The sequence below is a fragment of the Dictyobacter vulcani genome, from assembly GCF_008974265.1.
Classification (GTDB): domain Bacteria; phylum Chloroflexota; class Ktedonobacteria; order Ktedonobacterales; family Ktedonobacteraceae; genus Dictyobacter; species Dictyobacter vulcani.
Genome location: NZ_BKZW01000003.1, coordinates 105,077 through 124,637, shown reverse-complemented (window position 1 = coordinate 124,637; position 19,561 = coordinate 105,077). Strand labels below are relative to the sequence as shown.

Here is a 19,561-nt window from a genome sequence, read left to right as displayed (position 1 = left end):
AAGCAGTGCTGTTATTAAGTGCAGTATAATGACACAGAATTGATATGTCTAATACTTATTTTAGCCAGGCTTGATAACCAATTGGCATCACTGGAGAAAAAGAAAGATGGAGCTACGGCAACTGACCTATTTTCTGACCGCCGCACAGACGCAAAATTTTCGCAAAGCAGCTGAGATCTGTCTGGTCGCGCAACCTGCCCTCAGTCGGCAGATAGCCGCGCTGGAAGCCGAACTGGGCATCGAACTCTTCCGTCGTACCAAACAACGTGTAGTCCTGACCGCAGCAGGACAGGAGTTTGCCACGTACGTACGGGAAGCCTTTGATCAATTGCAACAGGGACAACAGGCCATGGCCCGTCTCCAGGATGGAGAGCATGGCATCATCCAGATTGGTAGTATCGAGCCACTCACCACAGCCTTGCTACCAACCATCTTTCCCATTTTTCACCAACGGTATCCACACATCCAGCTCAAAGTTCGCGTCAGCCGAACCGATGAACTCCTCGCACTCATCGAACATGGCGAGCTAGATCTGGGACTGATTTTCAATCCCAGCGTGCATTCAGAAGTTATTGTTGTCAAAGAGTTATTTCGCCAACCACTACAGGTCATGGTTGCCAGCAATCATCCGCTGGCACAACAAAAACCAGCCATGGTCAGTCTGGCACAAATTAGCAGCGAACCACTTTTCCTGCTCGGAGAAAACTCGCGCCTGCGGCGGGCGGTCGAGAAAGTATTGGCAGCACAAAACATCAGCATCCAGCCATTGGTAGAAATCGAGTCGCTGGCAGGACTGAAAGAGTTGGTCAGGCAAGGCAGAGGAATTACCTTTATGTTGCCTGCCTTGCTCTCTACCAGTGAAATTGGTCGTGAAGTCGTCTTACTCTCCATCGCTGATGTTACAGAAGAGTTCATTTTTGCGCTGGTCTATCATCGTTTACGTCATGTCTCACAGCCAGCGCGCCACTTTATTAACACAACCATGGATATACTCCGCCCAGATTAAATACCGCCCGGCATGACTCTTAGCGTGTATCAAGTCCAGGCTTGCAGCACTGTTGTAGTTACCGGCACCTTTTGACCATCGAACAATTCCTGGACGGTCCAGACAGAGCCCTGTTTAGGAAAACCAGGAATAAACGCTTTATTTGTGCAGCCATAATTAATGCGCTCATCACCAACCAGTCCAGTTGCCCCGGTCACAAAAGTGCAATAAGCGCCATTAGCGAGATGTAAAACCCACGGCTTATCATCCCCACCCGTAGCGGTACTGGCCGGCAATGGATCCGTGAGGGTAACCTTAAGGCCATTTGTATCCGCAGCTGGACTGGCGTCACATAGGACATAATCTTTTTGTTCGGGGGAACTAAAACAAGGATCGTAGATACTATTTCCCACCATGCAACGCCAGGTATCCTTACGTGGAACCGCCAGCGAAGTTACCCAACAATCTCCCGAAGAGGCAGGAGTAGAGCGTACGCCAGTAGGAAAGAAATGACTCACCCTGGTGGGATTCGTAGTAGGTGTCGCGGTAGCCGCGACACTATCCATCGGCATAGCACCCAGCAATAAGACCAAAGCAAGGAGGGCCAGAGCATAATGGGCAAGCGCCACCAGCTTTTTCTGTGTCATGATTTCACACTCAACTTTCTCCATATCACCATATCATCACGACAGGAATCCATACTCAAATAACAGATCCTACAATACATAACGACTACAAACAAAAAAAATCTCAAACTAATCAGCGGTATGAGCGCTTAAAATCTTCCCGCAAATAGCAGGTTGGATCCACAGGATCAAGTACGACAGGAATCTGAGCTCCCAGTACAGGTAACTTACGATCCCGCACACGTCGAGAAAAGTGATAGATCTGTCCTGTTTCAGGAGAGGTCCACTCCAGTTTTAATCTATATTCCGTCCAATCCGAAAAAAAGCGCCGCATCCAGCGAAAAGTACTTACTTCATCAAAAGCTGCCACCGTGGCAATTATCTGTATACCATAATGACGAAACCAGGCTTCTTCACGGCTCTGAATCAAAGTATCGGTAAAAATAAACAGAAAGCCCAGCACCAACACGCCGGGCAAGATCCATTTCCAGTGAAAAACATCACTGAGCAAAAAAGCTCCCCATGGAGTCTGGTTGGCGATAAAACTGACGCAAATAACCAGGAAAATCACGATCACAATTCCCACATACAATCTAAAAGCCCAACGCTGAATGGTATACATCATCCACACAATTGCATGCTCTTTCTCTTTAGAGCCATAGTGATCATGTATATTTTGCTGCATAGTAATCAAACAATCTACTTTCTTATGAAAAACAAAATGCTCAAGCTCAAGTAAAAAGATAGTAATAATCTGTTATTTCTCGTGTGCCCTTGAAACACATGTCACAATTATAATATCTCAAATAAGATCATACAAACCAGCATGACAAGCTAGCTGACGAGAGTATACAATCCTTTTTCCATCCACATCTTGTGAATGACACATTTTTTTCACTTCTATTATACTCAAAAAATATGTAAGCTCTGCAGGCGTGAGACGTTAGAAAAAGCTGGTAGAGATCGTTTTTTTAAGATGCAATGCTGCGGCTACAATTTTATAAAAATAAGAGTGTGGTAGATGAGATAATGAGACAATAATTACAAAGAGCATACTTGTATAGTGTTTTCTTCATATGTACATTTCGCTTTTATAGTTACTAGCCGACAAGCAAGAGTAGCATAATAGTATAGTGGCAGTCTCATATTTTCTAATTCATACGTATATACATATAAGCCTATAAAGTATTAGTCTTATTAGGCAACAAAGGAATCTTTATCATCATTGTCGCTATTGTTCAGAATCATGGTAATTGAAATCCGAATACAGTAGAAACGCCAGGCTAGCCAAATTTCCGAATTCCATATATAGACCTTTACAAATGCCATTTGTTGTTATACAATATAAAAGTAGATAGAAAATAATTTATTCATTAGCAGACATTTATAGTAATCTATCCTGTTATTGAATAAATCACCGTTTTAAACGGTACCCAAATACTGAAAATTCAAGAAGGAGTTAACACCACATGAGCGAGCTATTAACTGTATCAGAAGTTGCAGATATTCTACGGGTTGATGACACCACAGTACGACGCTGGGTGAAGCAAGGGGCCCTGGAAGCAATCATTCTACCACACGTCAATGAGCGCCAGGCTTATCGTATCAAACGTGAGACCCTCAACAAATTGTTAACCGGCGGAACTGAACTCGTCCACGCTTAGTTGGAAGAAAAACGTATAGAGCTCATCTATGCTTTATACATTCTAGCTACATTATAAAACATAAGAAAACGGATGTCTCGGGACATCCGTTTTCTTATGTAATCAAATATACATATGTACAATATATAAATAAAGTTTTTAAAGAGAAGGTAGCAAAGGTAACACAAAAAAAGATGGGCGTTTCTCTTTATGCTGCCCATCTCTCAAGTTTTTAACATACGCAATCAATATCACCAGTGATATAAATTACAACCATAACAACTCAACAACGTTGAAGAGTCTGTGCAAAGAGTGCAACTGAGCCAAAGCGCTCTCCAGGCTTTTTCGCCATAGCCGCAGAAAGAACACCATCCACAGCAGCAGGAATCTTAGCATTGAGCGAAGACGCTGCTTGAGGGGACTTGGTCGTATGTAAAATTCGCATCACATGTTCAGAAGAGCCCTGATAAGGCGGTCGGCCAGTCAACAACTCATACACAATCGCAGCCAGTCCATACTGATCGGAAGCGGGATAAACTGCACCGTCCCAACGCTCAGGAGCCATATACGGAAAACCGTCGGCAAGCTTCGAAAAGTATGAACCATCCTGAACCACGGAAAAATCCGCAAGAGCTACTTCCAGCTTTTGAATACGCTTGGCTTGATTGAGAACCAGAATATTTGACAGCTTAAAATTCTGGTAGGTCACCTGATAGTTGTGCGCAAATTGTAATGCATCAGCTAATTGAAGGATAATAGGCATTAGATCCTTCAATGTAAAGGAGCCAGGACCTCCATGGCGACGAATCCAGTTAGCCAGAGAACCATCGGCACAAAAAGGCATATTTTTGTAAATAAAATTCGTGCCACTGATATAGGATTTTCCACAATTCAACACAGGCAAAATATGAGGGTGTTGTAAAGGGCCAAGCAACTCTGACTCTTGCTGGAAAACGGTTACTTCCTCCACCGAATCTTTCATCACATAAAAAGGCATCATATCAACCTGAATCGCCTTCAGCGCACTTTCCTGTTCACGTAAGCGATCATAGGTACGATAGACTTCACTATATATACTACTACCAAGCCGAGCTCGTATCTGATAGCGACCAAGACTCTGCCCGTCAAGATAGATTTTTTCCTTTTTAAGTGCTTCAGTATTCTCTACCACAGGCCCGCTTTTCGACTCTCTCTGGATAGGAGGATCGGTAAATTGCACCTGACCCACAGGAAAATTCGCACCAGATGGAGATTTCACAGGATTGGGCTGCACTCTAGATGGAGTTGGAAAATCAACCTGTGATGAAGGAGCACGTGTAATAGAATTACGAGGGAAGGAACCACTCGGTGATTCAGACAACGAACTGCTATTAAAAGGTGCGGTAGATGGTGCATGGCTACCACTTTCCATCGACCAGGAATGATTTCCAGTCTCTTTTTGCGGCGTCAGTTTTCCCGACAATTGACGTGTTGTATGTGGCGCAGGAGCAGGAGCGGGTAAAGGTTTCCGTAAACTTGAAGCTGGCGGAGAAAACGTATCAGCACCAAAACTGGCAGGATGAGCATCCTGTAAACGAATCATCAATGGCTCCCAATCATACCTCTGTATTAATTGCTGAGCCAGGCGATTGATAAATAAACGACTTGCGCCATCATCCTTCCCAAGAACTACAGCCAGGGGTAAACATCCCCCACGCAAAAAAATAGTAAATGCATCAAGCTCATTTCCCACAATGACTGGTCGATATCCTACCGCAGTCAGAAGTCCACCCACATACTGGGCGCGTTCCTGGTGAGCGTCGATAATTAAAACAGTAAGGGCATTACGAACAACCATCTCCCTTGATGTTTTCGTCGCCAGGGGCTGTCTTAACCTTTGCTGCAAGAGCTTGAGAAAGGCATTTAACACGAGATCAGGCTGATCAAAAGAAAACGAAATGTCATGCAGTACGGTATTGGCCATAGACATATTTTTCCTATTTTATACTCTCAATGAGTATCTAGTGCTGAAAAGAAACAACACGGTCGCCTTAAGATGATATACCCCTTCATATCTTATATAACGAACAAGTTCCAACGCATAACGCGAAAAACACGTTGCGAGAAAAATGGATGTACCCTTTCTGATCTTATAGTATATTATAGTACAGATGGAAATAATTTACTATAATTATATTAACAAGAATTCAGCCCTATACCATAAACAGACGCTTATGGGATAGACCAAAAACGGTGTTGTTTATATACCGAAGTCTTATCATTATGATGTTTGATACAATGAATAATAAGATTAATACGTCAATTTATACCTGCTTCATCACACATTTCCAGATTATTGAGAATAATATTATCTGCAGAATAAATATAACTCTTTATTCTATTCAAAAAATAAGTTTACATTATATACAGAAAAGGACAATTCAGATGGATAACATGAACACCAGCGACTTTCTCAAGCGAATTCCCCCTCGGGCGCCCGGGTGTTCCTCTTGCTTGTACAGAAACCATCATGATAGGATTAACAGTACATACCTTGAACAGAGAACACGAACAAAAAGGATAGCTCAATGAGCCTGAGTAGCAATATCCTCCAGCAGATTGAATACCCCGCGATCAATCAGAGTATGGAAAACCATCTGATTGAATTTATCATGTATTGTAGTTGTATTCCTGGGGCGCAGGCCTCCCGCCACGTTGATCACATCGCCGCCATCACAGGCATTCCCCAACCCTCTCTCAATGTGGTTATGCGTGCCAATCTGGATGAACAAACAATCCTGACCCGGATTGAAGAGATTATGCTGCCATTTAAGGACCGCAGGGTTCCCATGCTCTGGTGGATCTTTCCAGACACCCGACCACTTAAACTGGGAGAATACCTCATACAGAGTGGGCTTCTTGCTAGTGGCATAGAGCCAGGCATGGCGATTGAACTCGATCAATTACCCACCGATGTTATCTATCCAGCTGGCTTTAGCATTGAAGAAGTCGCCAGTGATGAAAGCCTGCAGGAATGGATAAGCGTCTCAGCGCAAGCATTTGGTGGTGAGACAGCCACAATCGATCCGAACTATATCAGATTTGAACGTTGCCTCGGCTGGGGCAAAAAGCTCCCGTATCGACGTTTTCTAGGACGCCTCAACGGGAAAGGCGTCGCTACATCCTCCATCTTCCTGAGTACCGAGGTGGTTGGCCTTTATTCAGTCGGGACCTTACCGGAAATACGGCGACAAGGCATCGGTTCGATTATGTCAATCGAACCACTATCAGTTGCCCGCGCTTTAGGATACAATATCAGTGTTTTACAGGCATCCCCGGCTGGCTACAATGTCTACAGGCAAATTGGCTTTCGCGAATGTTGCCGTATCCAGCATTACATCTGGGCACCTGGCGAAGAAACGGATTCCTGACACAAATACAGAAACATTTCCATAAGGGCGGTCCGTTTCATCCTGTGCGCGGTATTCACCATGGCTTTTTCACACCATTGCTTTTTTGATAGCATATAATAAAAAACGCTACAAAAAGAAAGGATTCAATAACACTTATACTTATGACAAAGAAAAAAGATCATACCAAAGTTCTTATCTGTCGTGTACTATTGTTCGATTTAGACGGCGTTCTCGTTGATTCAATTGCTAATGTGGAGCGCCATTGGGGTGACTGGGCGCAACGCCATCAACTGGATGTTAAACAGGTACAGGCCGCCATTCATGGACGTCGTACCATCGATACTATCCGAGAGGTTGCGCCCAACCTACCTGCAGAGCAGGAAGCCCGTTATCTGGATGATATACAGACGCTGGATACCAAAGGTGTTGTCGCAACCAAAGGGGCAGCCGAACTGTTAACCCAGCTGGCACCAGAGCAATGGGCCATCGTAACCTCAGGACCAGCCATCCTGGCAAAGGCGCGCCTGCGAGCCGCGGGTTTACCATTACCACGTCTGCTGATTTCAGGCAACGACGTTAAGCAGGGCAAACCACATCCAGAAGGATATCTTAAAGGCGCGGAACTCATGCAAGCCGAACCCGAAGAGTGTCTCGTTATTGAAGATTCACTACCAGGCATCCAGGCAGCTCATACAGCTCATATTCCTGCCATTGCTGTAGGAACAACCCATCCACGTACAGAGCTAAAGAGCGCCGAACTCTGGATTCCATCACTTGAATTATTAAGTATCATTGATAGCGAAGAAGATGAGATCGCCCTGGCCGTCTCCGAGTAATTCCATTGAACAGCAAAAACATGAGTCATCCCGAATTTTAAGGTCGGGCTTGTAAAAAGACACCTCCCGAGAGAGACTGAAGAAAGTAACGAATATTCAGTCAATCCAGGAGGTGTTTTTCATGTCTTCTCAGTATCTCACACGGCTTGAGGAGCCACAAGTTCCACCATATCCTCCAGACAAGATGGCCCAGGGATTGTATGGGAGTCTTGCTCAGTTTCTTGCACCCTTGCTCATCGAAGTCGATACCCGCATTGATAAGCGGCTCGTGCGAACGTTGTTGCAAACCGTGGTGGTGATTTTGACTTTCCGTGATCGAGTGAATGGCTTGCTCCTCTCAGAAATGGGTGGCTATCTCGACACGCCAGACAAAGCCCCAGCTGGCACCAAGCGCCTTTCGCGTCTGTTGCATTGTTCCAAATGGTCTGCCGAGCTGATCCGATCCTATCTCTGGCATCGAGCCACCCAACGTTTGGCGACGTGGAAACAGGCTGGAATGGATGCGCTGGCGCTCTGGGATGAGAGCGCTTGGGAGAAGCCGGAAAGTATCGCTTCTGACGATCTTGGTCCGGTGCGCTCCAGTAAGGCGGCTCGACTTACCCATGTGAAGAAGGGCTACTACACCCCGCCTCGTGGCCCCATTTTTGTGCCTGGCCTTCATTGGCTAGCGGTAGTCCTGGTGGGCTGCGACCAGTCGGCTGACCCTCCAGCGTTGGCCTGCATGCGCTGGTGGACCAGCCGCGGGGCGCGTGCCTCCTTCAAACGCGATGAGCAAGCCAAGCTGTTGCTGCAAGGAGTTCTGCTCTGGGGGCGCGAGGTGATGCATGTCTTTGACCAAGGCTTCGCCAGCAGTTTCTGGCTTGGTTTGCTCGTGGCCTTCTCGCTTCGTTTTGTATTGCGTTGGAAAAAAGACTATCAGCTGGTGGATGAACAAGGCCAACGGCGCGCTGCCTGGAAAATCGCACGTGGCAAACGGGGATGGCAACAACGTCTGGTCTGGGATTGCCGTCGTCACCAGTGGGTCATGGCCAGCATTCTCGCTTTGCCCGTTACGCACCCAGACCATCGTGAACAACCATTGTGGGTGGTAGCCCGACGCAAAGGTGGCCTCCCTTGGTATCTGCTCACCGCTGAGCCGATCGCCAATGCGGACGATGCTTGGAGGATCATGTTTGCGTATGCCCGTCGCTGGCAAATCGAATTAACCTGGAAAGAGAACAAAAGTGAGTTGGCCTTCCAAAGCCCCCGTGTGTGGGAGTGGGAACCACGGGAAAAACTCTTGCTGCTGGCAGCACTGGCGTACGCATTTCTGCTCACCTTGCTGGCGCCGTTTTACACGCTCTTGCGCCGCTGGCTGCTGCGCCGCTACTGTCATCGAACGGGTCGCCATTGCCGACAGGCTCATGCTCCCTTTGCGCGGATGCGCATGGCGCTGAGCCGGCTGTGGCAAAGTGTGCCTCCGCACTGGGAGTCCCTGTCGGGCCGAGGCCAGCCAACGGTCTCGGTGACCATGCTCTGATGAGGCGTTGAGCCTGCACCACCGCTGAACCATTCCATGGCCAGGACTGCCTGACCGCGGGGGCGTGTGACCGGTGTTCATCCAGCACAACGATCGCAACCAGCATATGGAGCGATCGCACACAAAACATGGATGCCTGTTTTCTCGCTGGAAACCGAGGTGATGCTCTTGGTGTGAACACGTCTTCGTTCTGTTCTCTTTTCTCCCGTTGGTTTTCTAGGAGAAGGAGATCACCAGCAAGAAGCACTTCATCAACCGCTTTTCTTGGAGAGAACTGAAGCGAGCATTTCTCCACTTCTTGAGGAGAAATGCTCGCTTCTTTCACAAGCTCATCCCTAAAATCTGGGATGACTCATGTTTGCATGTCTGCTGTTCAATAATCAGGCGGGATACTTACAGAATAATATCCTCAACATGACCTCCCATATGACGGGTCCACATTTCAGCCGCCAGCTGTTGCGCATCATTGTGTAAGCCATACTGCTCAAAGTACTGACAAACACGCTGCACATCCCGCGCAAAAAGCGGAAACACTTCATCATAGCAGGGATCAACCGCCTGGGCGAAATCAATAATCGTAACATTACGTTCCCAGTACAGAATATTGTATTCGGATAGATCCCCATGAACGCGCCTGGTCGCCAGGCTTAACTCAATGTCCGCCATCAAGCGATCAAACAAAGGTGACACCTCATCAGGCTCCAAACGCACATCCCGTAGCAGTGGGGCCGCATGTCCCACAGTGCCCACATAATGCATCAAAACGGCATTACCTACATGTGCCACCGGCATCGGCACATGGACGCCAGCTTGATACAGCATACGCTGAGTCGTAAACTCATACTCAATCCAGGACATCACACGGGCAGCGTGGCCCCGGGCCGTCTTACGAGCAACGCCTCGCAAACGATTATCCCCATGAACAACACGCCCCTGCTCATCCCGTTGCGTACGATTATAACGATAATCCGCATCATTCTTCAAACTCCGAAACATGCGTGGACGATAGACCTTCACGGCCAGATAGTCCAGGCCAGTCTCTGGATGCGCCAGGCAACAAAAGACGGTAGCTTCTTTGCCACTTTTCACAACATGCAGAATATCCACAATCAGCTTCTGCTCATACAAGGGAGTCAAAGAAGACAGGATCCAGGGTGCGTCACGCTGGGAAGACAAAAAAGTTGGATTAAAGGCAGGCGCCTGGTTGAGATCAACCCCCTGTACTTTTAGCCAGCGCTGCACCTCCTCATTACTCTCATAACTGGCCTTCTTCTCCTGTTTTACACGGACAACAGGACGGCGGATCGGCTCCCAGCGTACTGCTGGCTCTTGATCTAGCCCCTCAACGTCATCTTGATACAAATTTTTTGGAAGCTTCTTTACCATAATCCATACTCCTTCAACACACCAAAAACATTTTCAACCGACAGCCGCAAATGCATAGCATAAAAAGACATACTGTTACCTCTATACCCGTGCGGGTAATCAAACTGGAAAACCAGCGAGCAGGTTTATCGGCTGTAGAACGAGGGGTAGGTACTATGCAATCTAAGAAAACAGGCATAGTAATATCCCGGAAGACCGTGGAGAAGGAATGCTGAAGACAAGTCCAGCCACGGTGACAGCATGCTGTACCTGTGGCTTACTGCTCATAAAAAAAACCACAGGTGGCAAGTGCACCAGTGGTCCATCAAGCGGTTAATGCGCGACATATTGATAGAAAACATGTGTAAAAAACACAAAATGTCTCTATCTCCGCGTCATCACAAGGGGAATAAGCAATTGATGGTAGTGATGAAATGCACTTACCTCCGGGCAAGCTCCAGCATAACAGCCGAAAGCTCCTGCCCAGAACGAGCGGAGGGTGTAGTAGTAAAAATTAAAAATTTCATCTTTACCTCCTTTGCGTGCATTGATTTGAGCTGAGTGTACCATTTAATAATTCCTGTGTCAAGCCAAAAAACTGCGCAGATCAAAAGTAGCCATTAATATTCTCCAACTCCGCCAACCCAGGCAAAACTGGTATCCTTCGGGGTGCCAGTTTTGCCTGCGCTACCGATCCTATTCATCAGCAGAGGCCATTCCGGTTAACTCTATCTGCCCTTGCAATGACGATAAACCACGTCTGACGGCCCTGGCTTCTCAAGCCAAAATACCTTTGTTGATGAATGTGAAAAAATGTTTTCACCAATTTGAACAAATATGATAAATTTGTCCAGATTTAGCTTGACAATGGTAGTGCTTCCATGTTATCTTTGTATTGTAATACATCGATTGAAAAGATTCTGCAATTTTTGAATATCCAGACAGAAAGGGACGGAGGTAACGAATGAAAGCACCAATGCTTTTTAACCATCGCGCCGCGTCTGTCTTGGTATCCCATCGCTTAAACCCCTACTTTAGTGGATGTCTGATAGACCAGCAAGGTGAAGACATCTATCGATTTGGCGGCTGTAAACTCTCATAGAGTTCGCGCCAAACTCTCTTTTGTCTTTTACTGCTTCCTGTGACGGCCCGAGAGGTGTCTGAAGCAACTTTCCCATTTTTTACTTTCAAGTTTATTGCTGGGTTCCAGCACCCATTTTTACAGTACCCACATAGTATTAATCGTACATCATTGTTCGATTATGCTCATTTTCATCAAGCCTATCGGGTTGATCTTTTTGTGCAAAAATTGCACTATAAATGTATCTCCAGGGATTTTTGTGCTCATTTTCATGAAACTACAGCCTGATGGGTACTTAAAAATACAGGGGATAACACGCAATAAATCTCAGAAAAATAGTAGAAAATTTACCGCTTTTGAGCTGGTGATAAAGAATAGATTAGTAGAACAGTAAGTTGTAGAAACGTTGAATAGCCAGCAAGATCCACAGTAGTTATTGAAGGAAAGGCCGCAATCCTGTCTCGCGGCAAAAATTACAGCAATAAGAGGTGAAAGTATGATACAGTTCAAGAAGGGTATGATGGTCTTCAATCAGGTTGAGCAGACAACCGATATGAAGTTTGGTCAGACTGTTCAGCAGCGTGTCGTACTGGTCACACGAATGCAGCAGCCAGAGACACGTGGCCGAATGTACAAAAAAGGTATGATGGTCGGTTCGACTGTTAAAGGTTTGTATTAGGAGAACGTTACAACAAAGAGCAAAATGCTGAGAGGTGAAAGTATGGTACAGTTCAAAAAGGGTATGATGGTCTTTACAAAGATCAACCAGAAGGAAGATCTGAAAATGGGTCAGGCTGCTCAGAAGCGTGTCGTACTGGTCACACAGTTTCAGCAGCCACAAGAAGCTCGTGGTCGGATGTTCAAAAAAGGTATGATGGTACGAGCCGCCAACAAAGACAGATACTAAATTTGTGGCGGTGAGTAGTTGGCCCGGTATGTAGCGCTGAAGCTATATATCGGGCCTTTTCTGGCTCGCTGCGAACACGTGAAACACTATCTACTCAAGAAAGCCTCCAGCTGTGCATTGCCACCGCAGAGTAAGACACCAACGCGCTCATCAGGCGCGGGACAATACAGTCCCGTCTGCAGAACAGCAATGCCTGCGGCGGCTGAAGGTTCAACGATAATACGCAAATCATGCCAGAGCGTTTTTTGGGCTTGAGCAATCGCAGTATCATTCACCAGTAACATCCGATCTACATACTGCTGGGCAATGGCAAAATTCAGTTCGCCAACACGGCGCGCTCCCAGAGCATCCGCCGCCAATCCCGAAATCTCCACATCGACCGGATGACGCGCCTTAAAAGCTTGAAACATACTGGCGGTTCCCTCAGACTCTACGCCGATAACGCGCACAGAACGTTGGAACCAGCTGGCAATACCTGAAATTAAGCCTCCACCGCCAACCGCCACCAGCAACGTATCCAGTTCAGGCAACTGTTGTGCCAGTTCATAACCAACTGTTCCCTGGCCGACAATAACTTCTGGCTGATTATAGGCATGCACAACCAGAGCACCTGTCTGCTGTGCCCATTCCTCACTGGCCAACCAGGCATCCGCATAGGTAGCTCCACCAATATGGACCTGCGCACCGTAAGCGCGTAAACGCTCAACCTTGATGCGCGATGAAATCTCAGGCACAAAAATTTCTGCGCGATGCCCCAACTTCTGAGCCGCATATGCTACTGCGGCACCGTGATTTCCTCCAGACGCAGCGACCACGCCAGCCTCTGGAACTGGTCGAGATAGTAAACAGTTAAAAGCACCACGCGCCTTGAATGATCCAGAATGCTGGAGCTGCTCAAGTTTCAAAAAAACATGACCAGTACAATTCCAGATTCCCTTCTCAAGCGCGATAACCGGGGTACGCCTGACATAGGGATCCAGTCGCCGGGCCGCCTGCTCAATATCATCCTTTGTAACCATATGACACGCCTTCTCGCAATTTTTGGCTCATTATATCATGAGTAAAAATAGCCTCTAGCGTAGAATAAAAGTTATCTATTATAGTATTTATTTTATATTGTAGCTATTTTTATATATTTCTATAGATACTATTTTCTGTGTGAGATCTTTCAAGTGCTTAACGTAGTATACGTATGAACCCTCTTTCATGAATAGGCAAGTGAAATCGAGAGAATAGGAAGGAGCTCTTTCTCTATAAAATATCTGTGACCATTCTCTAATAAAGAACGATAGTGAACAACAAGCACGGAGATACAGGAAGCATCCCCTAGAATCAGGAGACGTCACACATGAGACCAAGTCAATCCAAGAGTCGCCAGATAATTGCGGCGTTGTTATGTCTATTGACAGCTCTACTTACCGCATGCGGTAGCACACCAACCACATCCCAACCAGGTTCAGACAAAGCCTCGGATGATAAACAAATTCTGGTTACGCCGATCACCGGTCGTGCCGACCTCAAAACATTTGACCCCGCCCTCGCTGGCGACCTCAACTCCATCAAAACCATCAATATGGTCTTTTCCGGACTCGTATCTCTCAATGACAAACTTGAGGTACAAAACCAGCTGGCCCAATCCTATGAGACCAGTGCGGATGGTTTGACCTGGACATTCAAATTAAAGCCCAATCTTAAATTTAGCGATGGCGATCCACTCACCTCCGCAGATGTCGCCTACAGCATTGACCGCGCCCTGGATCCTAAAGTACAATCGGCCGTCGCCACGACCTATCTCGGGCTGATCAAAGACTCAGACAAAAGAAATGCGGGTAAAATCCCATCTTTACTTAACGACAGCATCATCACTCCTGACGCTCAAACCATCATCTTAAAAACCAGCCAGAAGGCCGCCTATTTTCTGGAAGCCCTGACATATAACACCTCATTTGTGGTTGAACGTAAACTGATCACGAAATATGGCGCCAACTTTACCGATCACCTGAACGAAGGTGGTGGTTCAGGTCCCTGGAAAGTTGACACATTTGAGCATGGCAAACAGATCGTATTGGTCCCAAATCCCAATTATGCTGGTGCCGCACCCAAACTAAAAAAAGTCATCATTCCATTTTATAAAAATGCCCAGACCGCTTTCCAGGATTATCAAAACGGCCAGATTCATACAACTGGCGTGCCAACATCCATGCTCACCGTTGCTAAGGCACTACCTGATAAGCAATATCATCAGGTACCCATTCTGGCAATTGATTTCATTGCCATGAATTACCTTACCAAACCTTTTGACAATCTGAAAATCCGGCAGGCGTTCGCATTAGCTCTGGACAAAGATGCGCTGGCGCATAACGTCAATAGAGATACCAATATCGCCTCCAACCACATTATTCCTAAAGGTATGCCAGGCTACAATGAAAGCCTGACTGGTCCGCAGAATGTGAAAGAGACCAAAGGTGATAGCGCGCAAGCTAAAAAATTATTCGATGAAGGCATGAAAGAGGCCAACTACACCACCGCAACATTCCCTGCAGTTACCTTCACAGTTGCAACTGAAGGCTCAGCCGACGCATCCAACACCTTTAGTGCCATGCAACAGATGTGGAAAAACACTCTGGGCATCAACGTTAAGATCAGCGATACAGACTTCGGTACCTTGTTGGATAAGGCAAATGCGGCGGCCAATAATCCTAAAGGGATCCAGATGTGGTATGCCGACTGGTTTGCCGATTATCCAGATCCCCAGGACTGGCTAACGTTGCTCTTTGGCAAAGGCGTCGACAAAAATGGCATGAACTATGGTCAGAACAAGCAGCCTTATGCCTCTACCCAGCAGGCCAATCAGGATCTGATGCTTAAAGCAGATGCTAATACAAATTCCACCGAGCGCATGCAACAATATAATCAGGTCGAACAAGCTCTGGTTAATGATGTTGCCTGGATTCCGATTGCGCAGGAAATCTCAACATTAGTGAGAAAGCCCTGTGTAGTTGGTGTGGCAGACAATGCCGAGGGCCTGACACCTCCAGAGGACTGGAGCTCAATCTACATCTCAAACAATACTAGCTGTGCAAGCACGACAAAGTACCACTAGTACTCTATCAACGTTAATGCGAAAGTCAGGGGTGTATGAGTCATCCCGAATTTTCGGGATGCTTTTCTAACACCTTTTATCTGACAAAGACTGTAATGTCTGGATATTGGGAGCCAAAAGGTAGCCAAGGCTTGGACGATAGTCGTCCCACAGACGGCTGATCGCCCAACGTAAGCGGTAAAGCGGTGCAATAGCTTTTTTGCATCGCTTTCCGGTTCTTTTGCACTTCAAATGCAAGATCATTTCAACAAGATCCCCGTGGATAGGAGTGAGTAAATGGAGGAGAAAAGCATAAACAAGTGTCACGATACCTAACAGCTTGAGTCGGTTTTCCATCGCGTACAAACGCGGACTCTCCATCGCCAGCTCACTCTTTCCATAGCGGAATACGAGTTCTATTTGCCAACGTCTCCGATAAGCAAAAACAATCTCCCAAGCCTGCTCTGCAGTTCGAATACGCTCATTAGTTACCAGATACCAGACTTTCTTATTCACGCGAACTTTTACGAGATAAAGTTGATACTCGTATTGCTCATGCCATATCGGCGCCCACCAAACATCACAAGGCATCTTTTCACCAGTATGGCTATCACGTATTTCTTTATGAGATAAATACTTTTTATGTAATCCAATCTGCCATAATTTCTTCTTTTCCCCTTTCTCATTGAAAAAGAAATGCCCTTTTTTCCAGCGAATCACAAAACGCACACGTAATTTCTGTAACACTTGTATCCAAGGGCCTGATGCTGCTCCACGATCAAATATGTGAAGGAGCTGATCCCCCCATTTCCGAACAACTTTTCTCAATAACTTTTCTTGTTGTTCTCTTAACTTTGTCGCATCATCACCTCTGGTAGTCCACCAGCTCATCACTGCTACTTTTACCCTTCCTTCCATTCCTATGATCAATGCTGCTGTCCACTGCATTCCTGCCACTGTAATCGCTTTCTTTGGTGGAAAATTAAAGACCAGGCCTTTTTTTGAGCGCTGCAATCTTTTCGCTTTACTAGAAGTTACTGGACAGATTCCTTCTAATTTCTCGCTTTCTGCTTTTTCTATGACACTCTCATCCCAAGGGCAAATAATCCTTTTCCCTTGTTCTCTCATACGTGTCACCTCTTTATCAGCTTCTTCTAGTAAATAGTGATCTATCTGCAAAAAATTCCATTTTATGGAGCGAAGCAGGTTTCCCACTCTCTTCGTTCCAGCAGTCGCTGTTTTTGATTGCTGCGCATATCCATCGAGGTAGGAACCTAATTCACTCAAAAGTAGTCCCTGCTTGTTATTTCTGAAACGAATAATTGCAACGCATACCTGTACTAACGTTCGCACTAACCTCTTATCTATCAGCCTATCAAGCACAATCAAAAGTGGCATAAGAAATTCTTCAAGCAATTGAGCTAATTCCTGTGATGCTCTCTGCGCATCTTGTTCCTCGGGTTGAAGTATGTCATACTGAAATGGCATGAGTTGGGGGCCTCCTGGTTTTTTGCTGTCAGTTGAATTTTTAACAGTTTAACTCAGGAGACCCCTCTTTGCCTAGTTCTTACTTTTCCGGTTTTCTCTCTTTCTTTCCGGCTAGAAATGTTCCTCAAAAATTCGGGATGACTCATAACTGGGTTCCAGGGCACAGCCCTGGCCTCCCTCCCCCTCTCTCGCCCGCTACGCGGGCGAACTTTTCCAATGGAGCCAGACAAGAAAACAGGAAGCCGGTGGCAGATTCGCCACCGGCTTCCTGTTTTCTTGTCTGGAATCCCCTCTTTTGTTGCGATCGATAACAAAAAAGAATGCCAACAGTTTTAGTCGCAGATATTACAAACCAGTCCTATCCTATTGCTACACCCGTGGCTCATTCAGGATAAAGTGCTTTTAGCAAATGTGCTAAACAAGGTATGGTGAAACGTAAAAAATCTGCGAATAGACTATTCATATTACACACGGATAGACTATTTGTTTTACTTCTAAGTACCGCGAATGAGTAAATGACATGCGCATTCCTCATAAAGTATCACTGCTTTACAATTTCATAACATTGTTATACAATGTTTGCGTAATATCAAATTACGACAATGTTTCACACCATTTTCCGTCTATATAGAAAATAATGAGTGTAAGCATATATAGCATTATTAAGGGAGACATAGACAATGAGTGATCTTTTAACCGTATCGGAAGTTGCACAGATTCTTCGCGTTGATGACACCACCGTTCGCCGCTGGGTAAAACAGGGCGCTCTGGAAGCAGTAGTTCTGCCACACGTCAATGCACGTCAGGCATATCGCATCAAACGCGAGACCTTAAACAGGGTGCTGGGCAGCGAGATCGAGCTCCAATAAGATTAAACTATATCACTACTGATAGAGAATGGAGGGGAAATGCCGGGGGCACAGCCCCGATCCCCTGTCAAGGGGCTTGCCGCCCCTTGTATCCCCGCCTCCCCATTACATGGTGCCTGACAGACTACTAGTTAACTTCTCCCATAAACCAGTTTGCATTATAACAATCTTAACCTGGTTATTCTTATCACTATGACTTCCATTCTACGCCAGTCTGTGCGGAAAATCATCTGTGTAAGTACTATGTACCTATATTTTTTGACAATCAGACTGAATCAATCAATACTATTGGTAGTACATGAATGGTTTCGTGATTATAAAAATCATGGAATTGAGCTTACAAAGTACTATGTACCTATTAAGTTTGACTATAGGACTTAATTAGATCATACTATTGATAGCTCCTGACGATAGAAATTATTGATCAAGGTAGCGAATTGAATGTGATAAGTACTAAACGCCTATCACATTTGACAAAATATCTCAATCAAGCAATACTTACAAAAGATCGTACATTTATTCTGGTTTCCATTTAATTCGACTCTCAGTAGATAGTACTAAATGGCAAAGAAATTTGACAGCCAGAAAAACACAGGTCATACTTATAGTAGTGCGGTGACGTAGACGAAGCAGTATAATACAACAAACTCTCCCGGTAGTGTAGTCAGAGTAGTGTAGTAACAGTATTCCTCCGCTGTACTTGTAGTGCTAGTATCCTCAGATGTAATAGTAGTACAATAGTTGATCAATCATAAGGTAACGAAAATATCAAGGAAAAGTATTTTTTCCTCAATACCATTAAGATCAATAAAAACTTAACTACGAAAACGACAAATTATAAAACAAGGCATTCATCCAGTAGAAACAATAGAATTAGTCCCGGTATCCCCGTGGTCTTGCACAACACAATCTTCAAATAGCGAAGTATTCAGGGTCCCATCTACCTGTCTAAAAAGATAGGTTTCCATTTCCCACTTCATCAGACCCAGGAACAGGCTGTGCTTTTTTCGCCTATTTCCAGGGAATATTGAAGGTAAGGACGTAGAGACATACATACTTATGACTGCTCGTCCTGATGTGTAAGCATAGCTGGTGGATAGGTAAATCCAGGATACTGCTGGGTGAGACAGTAAATAATAGAGCTCAATGCATCGATTGCCAACGATGCAACGTAGTTTCTCATCAAAAGGAGTATAAACTTGACTTCATTACAAAATACAAGCGCAAATCACTCAATAAACAATCCAAAGCGTCGTATGCTCACTATCGCCTTTGCCCTGCTGCTGGGTCTGACAATGTTTGGTACAATGATCGGTCTACAGACAAAGACCACGCATGCCGCCACCAATGAAACCTATCTGGTTAGTATGATTCGCAGTGTTTTCGGTGGCTACTCAACTCAGGCTATCCATATTGCTCAATGTGAATCAACTATGAATCCCAATGCTCGCAACGTCATGCCCATTGGTGGTAGCTATGCATCAGGTCTCTTCCAGATCCTGTATCCAAGCACCTGGAGAACTACTTCACAGGCCGCCAGTTCACCCTTTAATCCATATGCGAACACCCGCGCTGCCTATGAGATCTTTAGAAGAGATGGTTTCCGCTGGGTAGAGTGGGAATGCCGAGCCTACTAAGCACACTTTCACTGAAAAAGAGAACCATAGATATGTTTTATATGACCCGGTTATAGTAAAAACAGTGAAAAAGAAAATCAATTAGAGATCCATTTCTTTCTAAAATAGAGAAGGCCACCTGGTCGGCTAAT

General features: G+C 45.6%; 16 protein-coding genes. 10 read left to right on the top strand and 6 right to left on the bottom strand.

The annotated features are described in order from the left end of the window. Positions 1–106 precede the first annotated feature (106 nt). Entirely contained in the window at positions 107–1,006 is a 900-nt protein-coding gene (locus tag KDW_RS24705; protein WP_151758606.1) for a LysR family transcriptional regulator, read from the top strand. A 29-nt stretch (positions 1,007–1,035) separates the two neighbouring features. Here KDW_RS24705 and KDW_RS24700 read toward each other — a convergent pair whose 3' ends face one another. Both KDW_RS24700 and KDW_RS24695 read right to left on the bottom strand, forming a co-directional pair. Beyond that, positions 1,036–1,632, bottom strand: a complete 597-nt coding sequence (locus KDW_RS24700; RefSeq protein ID WP_151758605.1) for a hypothetical protein — start codon at positions 1,630–1,632, stop codon at positions 1,036–1,038. 112 nt (positions 1,633–1,744) lie between these two features. After that, complete coding sequence (locus KDW_RS24695; RefSeq protein WP_151758604.1) at positions 1,745–2,296, bottom strand: hypothetical protein; 552 nt, start codon at positions 2,294–2,296, stop codon at positions 1,745–1,747. Between the two features lie 784 nt (positions 2,297–3,080). On the opposite strand from KDW_RS24695, the gene KDW_RS24690 reads away from it, so the two are divergent. Continuing rightward, entirely contained in the window at positions 3,081–3,275 is a 195-nt protein-coding gene (locus KDW_RS24690; RefSeq protein ID WP_151758603.1) for a helix-turn-helix domain-containing protein, read from the top strand. A gap of 262 nt (positions 3,276–3,537) precedes the next feature. On the opposite strand, the gene KDW_RS24685 is transcribed toward KDW_RS24690, so the two are convergent. Next, positions 3,538–5,217 carry a serine/threonine protein kinase gene (locus KDW_RS24685; RefSeq protein ID WP_162005586.1) on the bottom strand — a complete coding sequence of 560 codons (1,680 nt, stop codon included), beginning with the start codon at positions 5,215–5,217 and terminating at the stop codon, positions 3,538–3,540. 604 nt (positions 5,218–5,821) lie between these two features. Between KDW_RS24685 and KDW_RS24680 the strand changes: the two genes are divergently transcribed. The 3 genes from KDW_RS24680 (at position 5,822) to KDW_RS24670 (ending at position 9,001) form a co-directional block, all read left to right on the top strand. After that, positions 5,822–6,664 (top strand): GNAT family N-acetyltransferase, encoded by an 843-nt coding sequence (locus KDW_RS24680; RefSeq protein ID WP_151758601.1) that lies wholly within the window; start codon positions 5,822–5,824, stop codon positions 6,662–6,664. A 143-nt stretch (positions 6,665–6,807) separates the two neighbouring features. Next, entirely contained in the window at positions 6,808–7,482 is a 675-nt protein-coding gene (locus tag KDW_RS24675) for an HAD-IA family hydrolase (protein WP_151758600.1), read from the top strand. Between the two features lie 121 nt (positions 7,483–7,603). Beyond that, positions 7,604–9,001 carry a hypothetical protein gene (locus KDW_RS24670; protein WP_151758599.1) on the top strand — a complete coding sequence of 466 codons (1,398 nt, stop codon included), beginning with the start codon at positions 7,604–7,606 and terminating at the stop codon, positions 8,999–9,001. Between the two features lie 393 nt (positions 9,002–9,394). On the opposite strand, the gene KDW_RS24665 is transcribed toward KDW_RS24670, so the two are convergent. Further along, the gene (locus KDW_RS24665) at positions 9,395–10,387 is read right to left on the bottom strand and encodes an RIO1 family regulatory kinase/ATPase domain-containing protein (RefSeq protein WP_151758598.1); all 993 of its coding nucleotides are present in this window, start codon (positions 10,385–10,387) and stop codon (positions 9,395–9,397) included. 1,556 nt (positions 10,388–11,943) lie between these two features. On the opposite strand from KDW_RS24665, the gene KDW_RS24660 reads away from it, so the two are divergent. Both KDW_RS24660 and KDW_RS24655 read left to right on the top strand, forming a co-directional pair. Beyond that, on the top strand, positions 11,944–12,126 hold the full coding sequence (locus KDW_RS24660; protein ID WP_151758597.1) for a hypothetical protein: 183 nt from the start codon (positions 11,944–11,946) through the stop codon (positions 12,124–12,126). A 42-nt stretch (positions 12,127–12,168) separates the two neighbouring features. Then, positions 12,169–12,354 (top strand): hypothetical protein, encoded by a 186-nt coding sequence (locus KDW_RS24655; protein WP_151758596.1) that lies wholly within the window; start codon positions 12,169–12,171, stop codon positions 12,352–12,354. An 86-nt stretch (positions 12,355–12,440) separates the two neighbouring features. Here KDW_RS24655 and KDW_RS24650 read toward each other — a convergent pair whose 3' ends face one another. Beyond that, positions 12,441–13,373 (bottom strand): threonine/serine dehydratase, encoded by a 933-nt coding sequence (locus tag KDW_RS24650; RefSeq protein ID WP_151758595.1) that lies wholly within the window; start codon positions 13,371–13,373, stop codon positions 12,441–12,443. A gap of 329 nt (positions 13,374–13,702) precedes the next feature. On the opposite strand from KDW_RS24650, the gene KDW_RS24645 reads away from it, so the two are divergent. Then, positions 13,703–15,457 (top strand): peptide ABC transporter substrate-binding protein, encoded by a 1,755-nt coding sequence (locus KDW_RS24645; RefSeq protein ID WP_151758594.1) that lies wholly within the window; start codon positions 13,703–13,705, stop codon positions 15,455–15,457. Between the two features lie 66 nt (positions 15,458–15,523). Here the strand turns inward: KDW_RS24645 and KDW_RS24640 are convergent, their stop codons facing one another. Next, the gene (locus KDW_RS24640) at positions 15,524–16,924 is read right to left on the bottom strand and encodes a transposase (protein ID WP_151754717.1); all 1,401 of its coding nucleotides are present in this window, start codon (positions 16,922–16,924) and stop codon (positions 15,524–15,526) included. Between the two features lie 680 nt (positions 16,925–17,604). Here KDW_RS24640 and KDW_RS24635 point away from each other — a divergent pair. Together KDW_RS24635 and KDW_RS24630 are read left to right on the top strand one after the other, a co-directional pair. After that, positions 17,605–17,793 (top strand): helix-turn-helix domain-containing protein, encoded by a 189-nt coding sequence (locus KDW_RS24635; protein ID WP_126630766.1) that lies wholly within the window; start codon positions 17,605–17,607, stop codon positions 17,791–17,793. A 1,199-nt stretch (positions 17,794–18,992) separates the two neighbouring features. Beyond that, the gene (locus tag KDW_RS24630) at positions 18,993–19,430 is read left to right on the top strand and encodes a transglycosylase SLT domain-containing protein (RefSeq protein ID WP_233097901.1); all 438 of its coding nucleotides are present in this window, start codon (positions 18,993–18,995) and stop codon (positions 19,428–19,430) included. Positions 19,431–19,561 lie beyond the last annotated feature (131 nt).

What these genes read in the sequence shown, in the direction of transcription:
- KDW_RS24685 (WP_162005586.1), bottom strand. Translation starts at nt 5,217, where the DNA reads ATGGCCAATACCGTACTGCATGACATTTCGTTTTCTTTTGATCAGCCT.
- KDW_RS24665 (WP_151758598.1), bottom strand. Translation starts at nt 10,387, where the DNA reads ATGGTAAAGAAGCTTCCAAAAAATTTGTATCAAGATGACGTTGAGGGG.
- KDW_RS24655 (WP_151758596.1), top strand. Translation starts at nt 12,169, where the DNA reads ATGGTACAGTTCAAAAAGGGTATGATGGTCTTTACAAAGATCAACCAG.
- KDW_RS24690 (WP_151758603.1), top strand. Translation starts at nt 3,081, where the DNA reads ATGAGCGAGCTATTAACTGTATCAGAAGTTGCAGATATTCTACGGGTT.
- KDW_RS24675 (WP_151758600.1), top strand. Translation starts at nt 6,808, where the DNA reads ATGACAAAGAAAAAAGATCATACCAAAGTTCTTATCTGTCGTGTACTA.
- KDW_RS24680 (WP_151758601.1), top strand. Translation starts at nt 5,822, where the DNA reads ATGAGCCTGAGTAGCAATATCCTCCAGCAGATTGAATACCCCGCGATC.
- KDW_RS24670 (WP_151758599.1), top strand. Translation starts at nt 7,604, where the DNA reads ATGTCTTCTCAGTATCTCACACGGCTTGAGGAGCCACAAGTTCCACCA.
- KDW_RS24640 (WP_151754717.1), bottom strand. Translation starts at nt 16,924, where the DNA reads ATGCCATTTCAGTATGACATACTTCAACCCGAGGAACAAGATGCGCAG.
- KDW_RS24660 (WP_151758597.1), top strand. Translation starts at nt 11,944, where the DNA reads ATGATACAGTTCAAGAAGGGTATGATGGTCTTCAATCAGGTTGAGCAG.
- KDW_RS24695 (WP_151758604.1), bottom strand. Translation starts at nt 2,296, where the DNA reads ATGCAGCAAAATATACATGATCACTATGGCTCTAAAGAGAAAGAGCAT.
- KDW_RS24700 (WP_151758605.1), bottom strand. Translation starts at nt 1,632, where the DNA reads ATGACACAGAAAAAGCTGGTGGCGCTTGCCCATTATGCTCTGGCCCTC.
- KDW_RS24705 (WP_151758606.1), top strand. Translation starts at nt 107, where the DNA reads ATGGAGCTACGGCAACTGACCTATTTTCTGACCGCCGCACAGACGCAA.
- KDW_RS24650 (WP_151758595.1), bottom strand. Translation starts at nt 13,373, where the DNA reads ATGGTTACAAAGGATGATATTGAGCAGGCGGCCCGGCGACTGGATCCC.
- KDW_RS24645 (WP_151758594.1), top strand. Translation starts at nt 13,703, where the DNA reads ATGAGACCAAGTCAATCCAAGAGTCGCCAGATAATTGCGGCGTTGTTA.
- KDW_RS24635 (WP_126630766.1), top strand. Translation starts at nt 17,605, where the DNA reads ATGAGTGATCTTTTAACCGTATCGGAAGTTGCACAGATTCTTCGCGTT.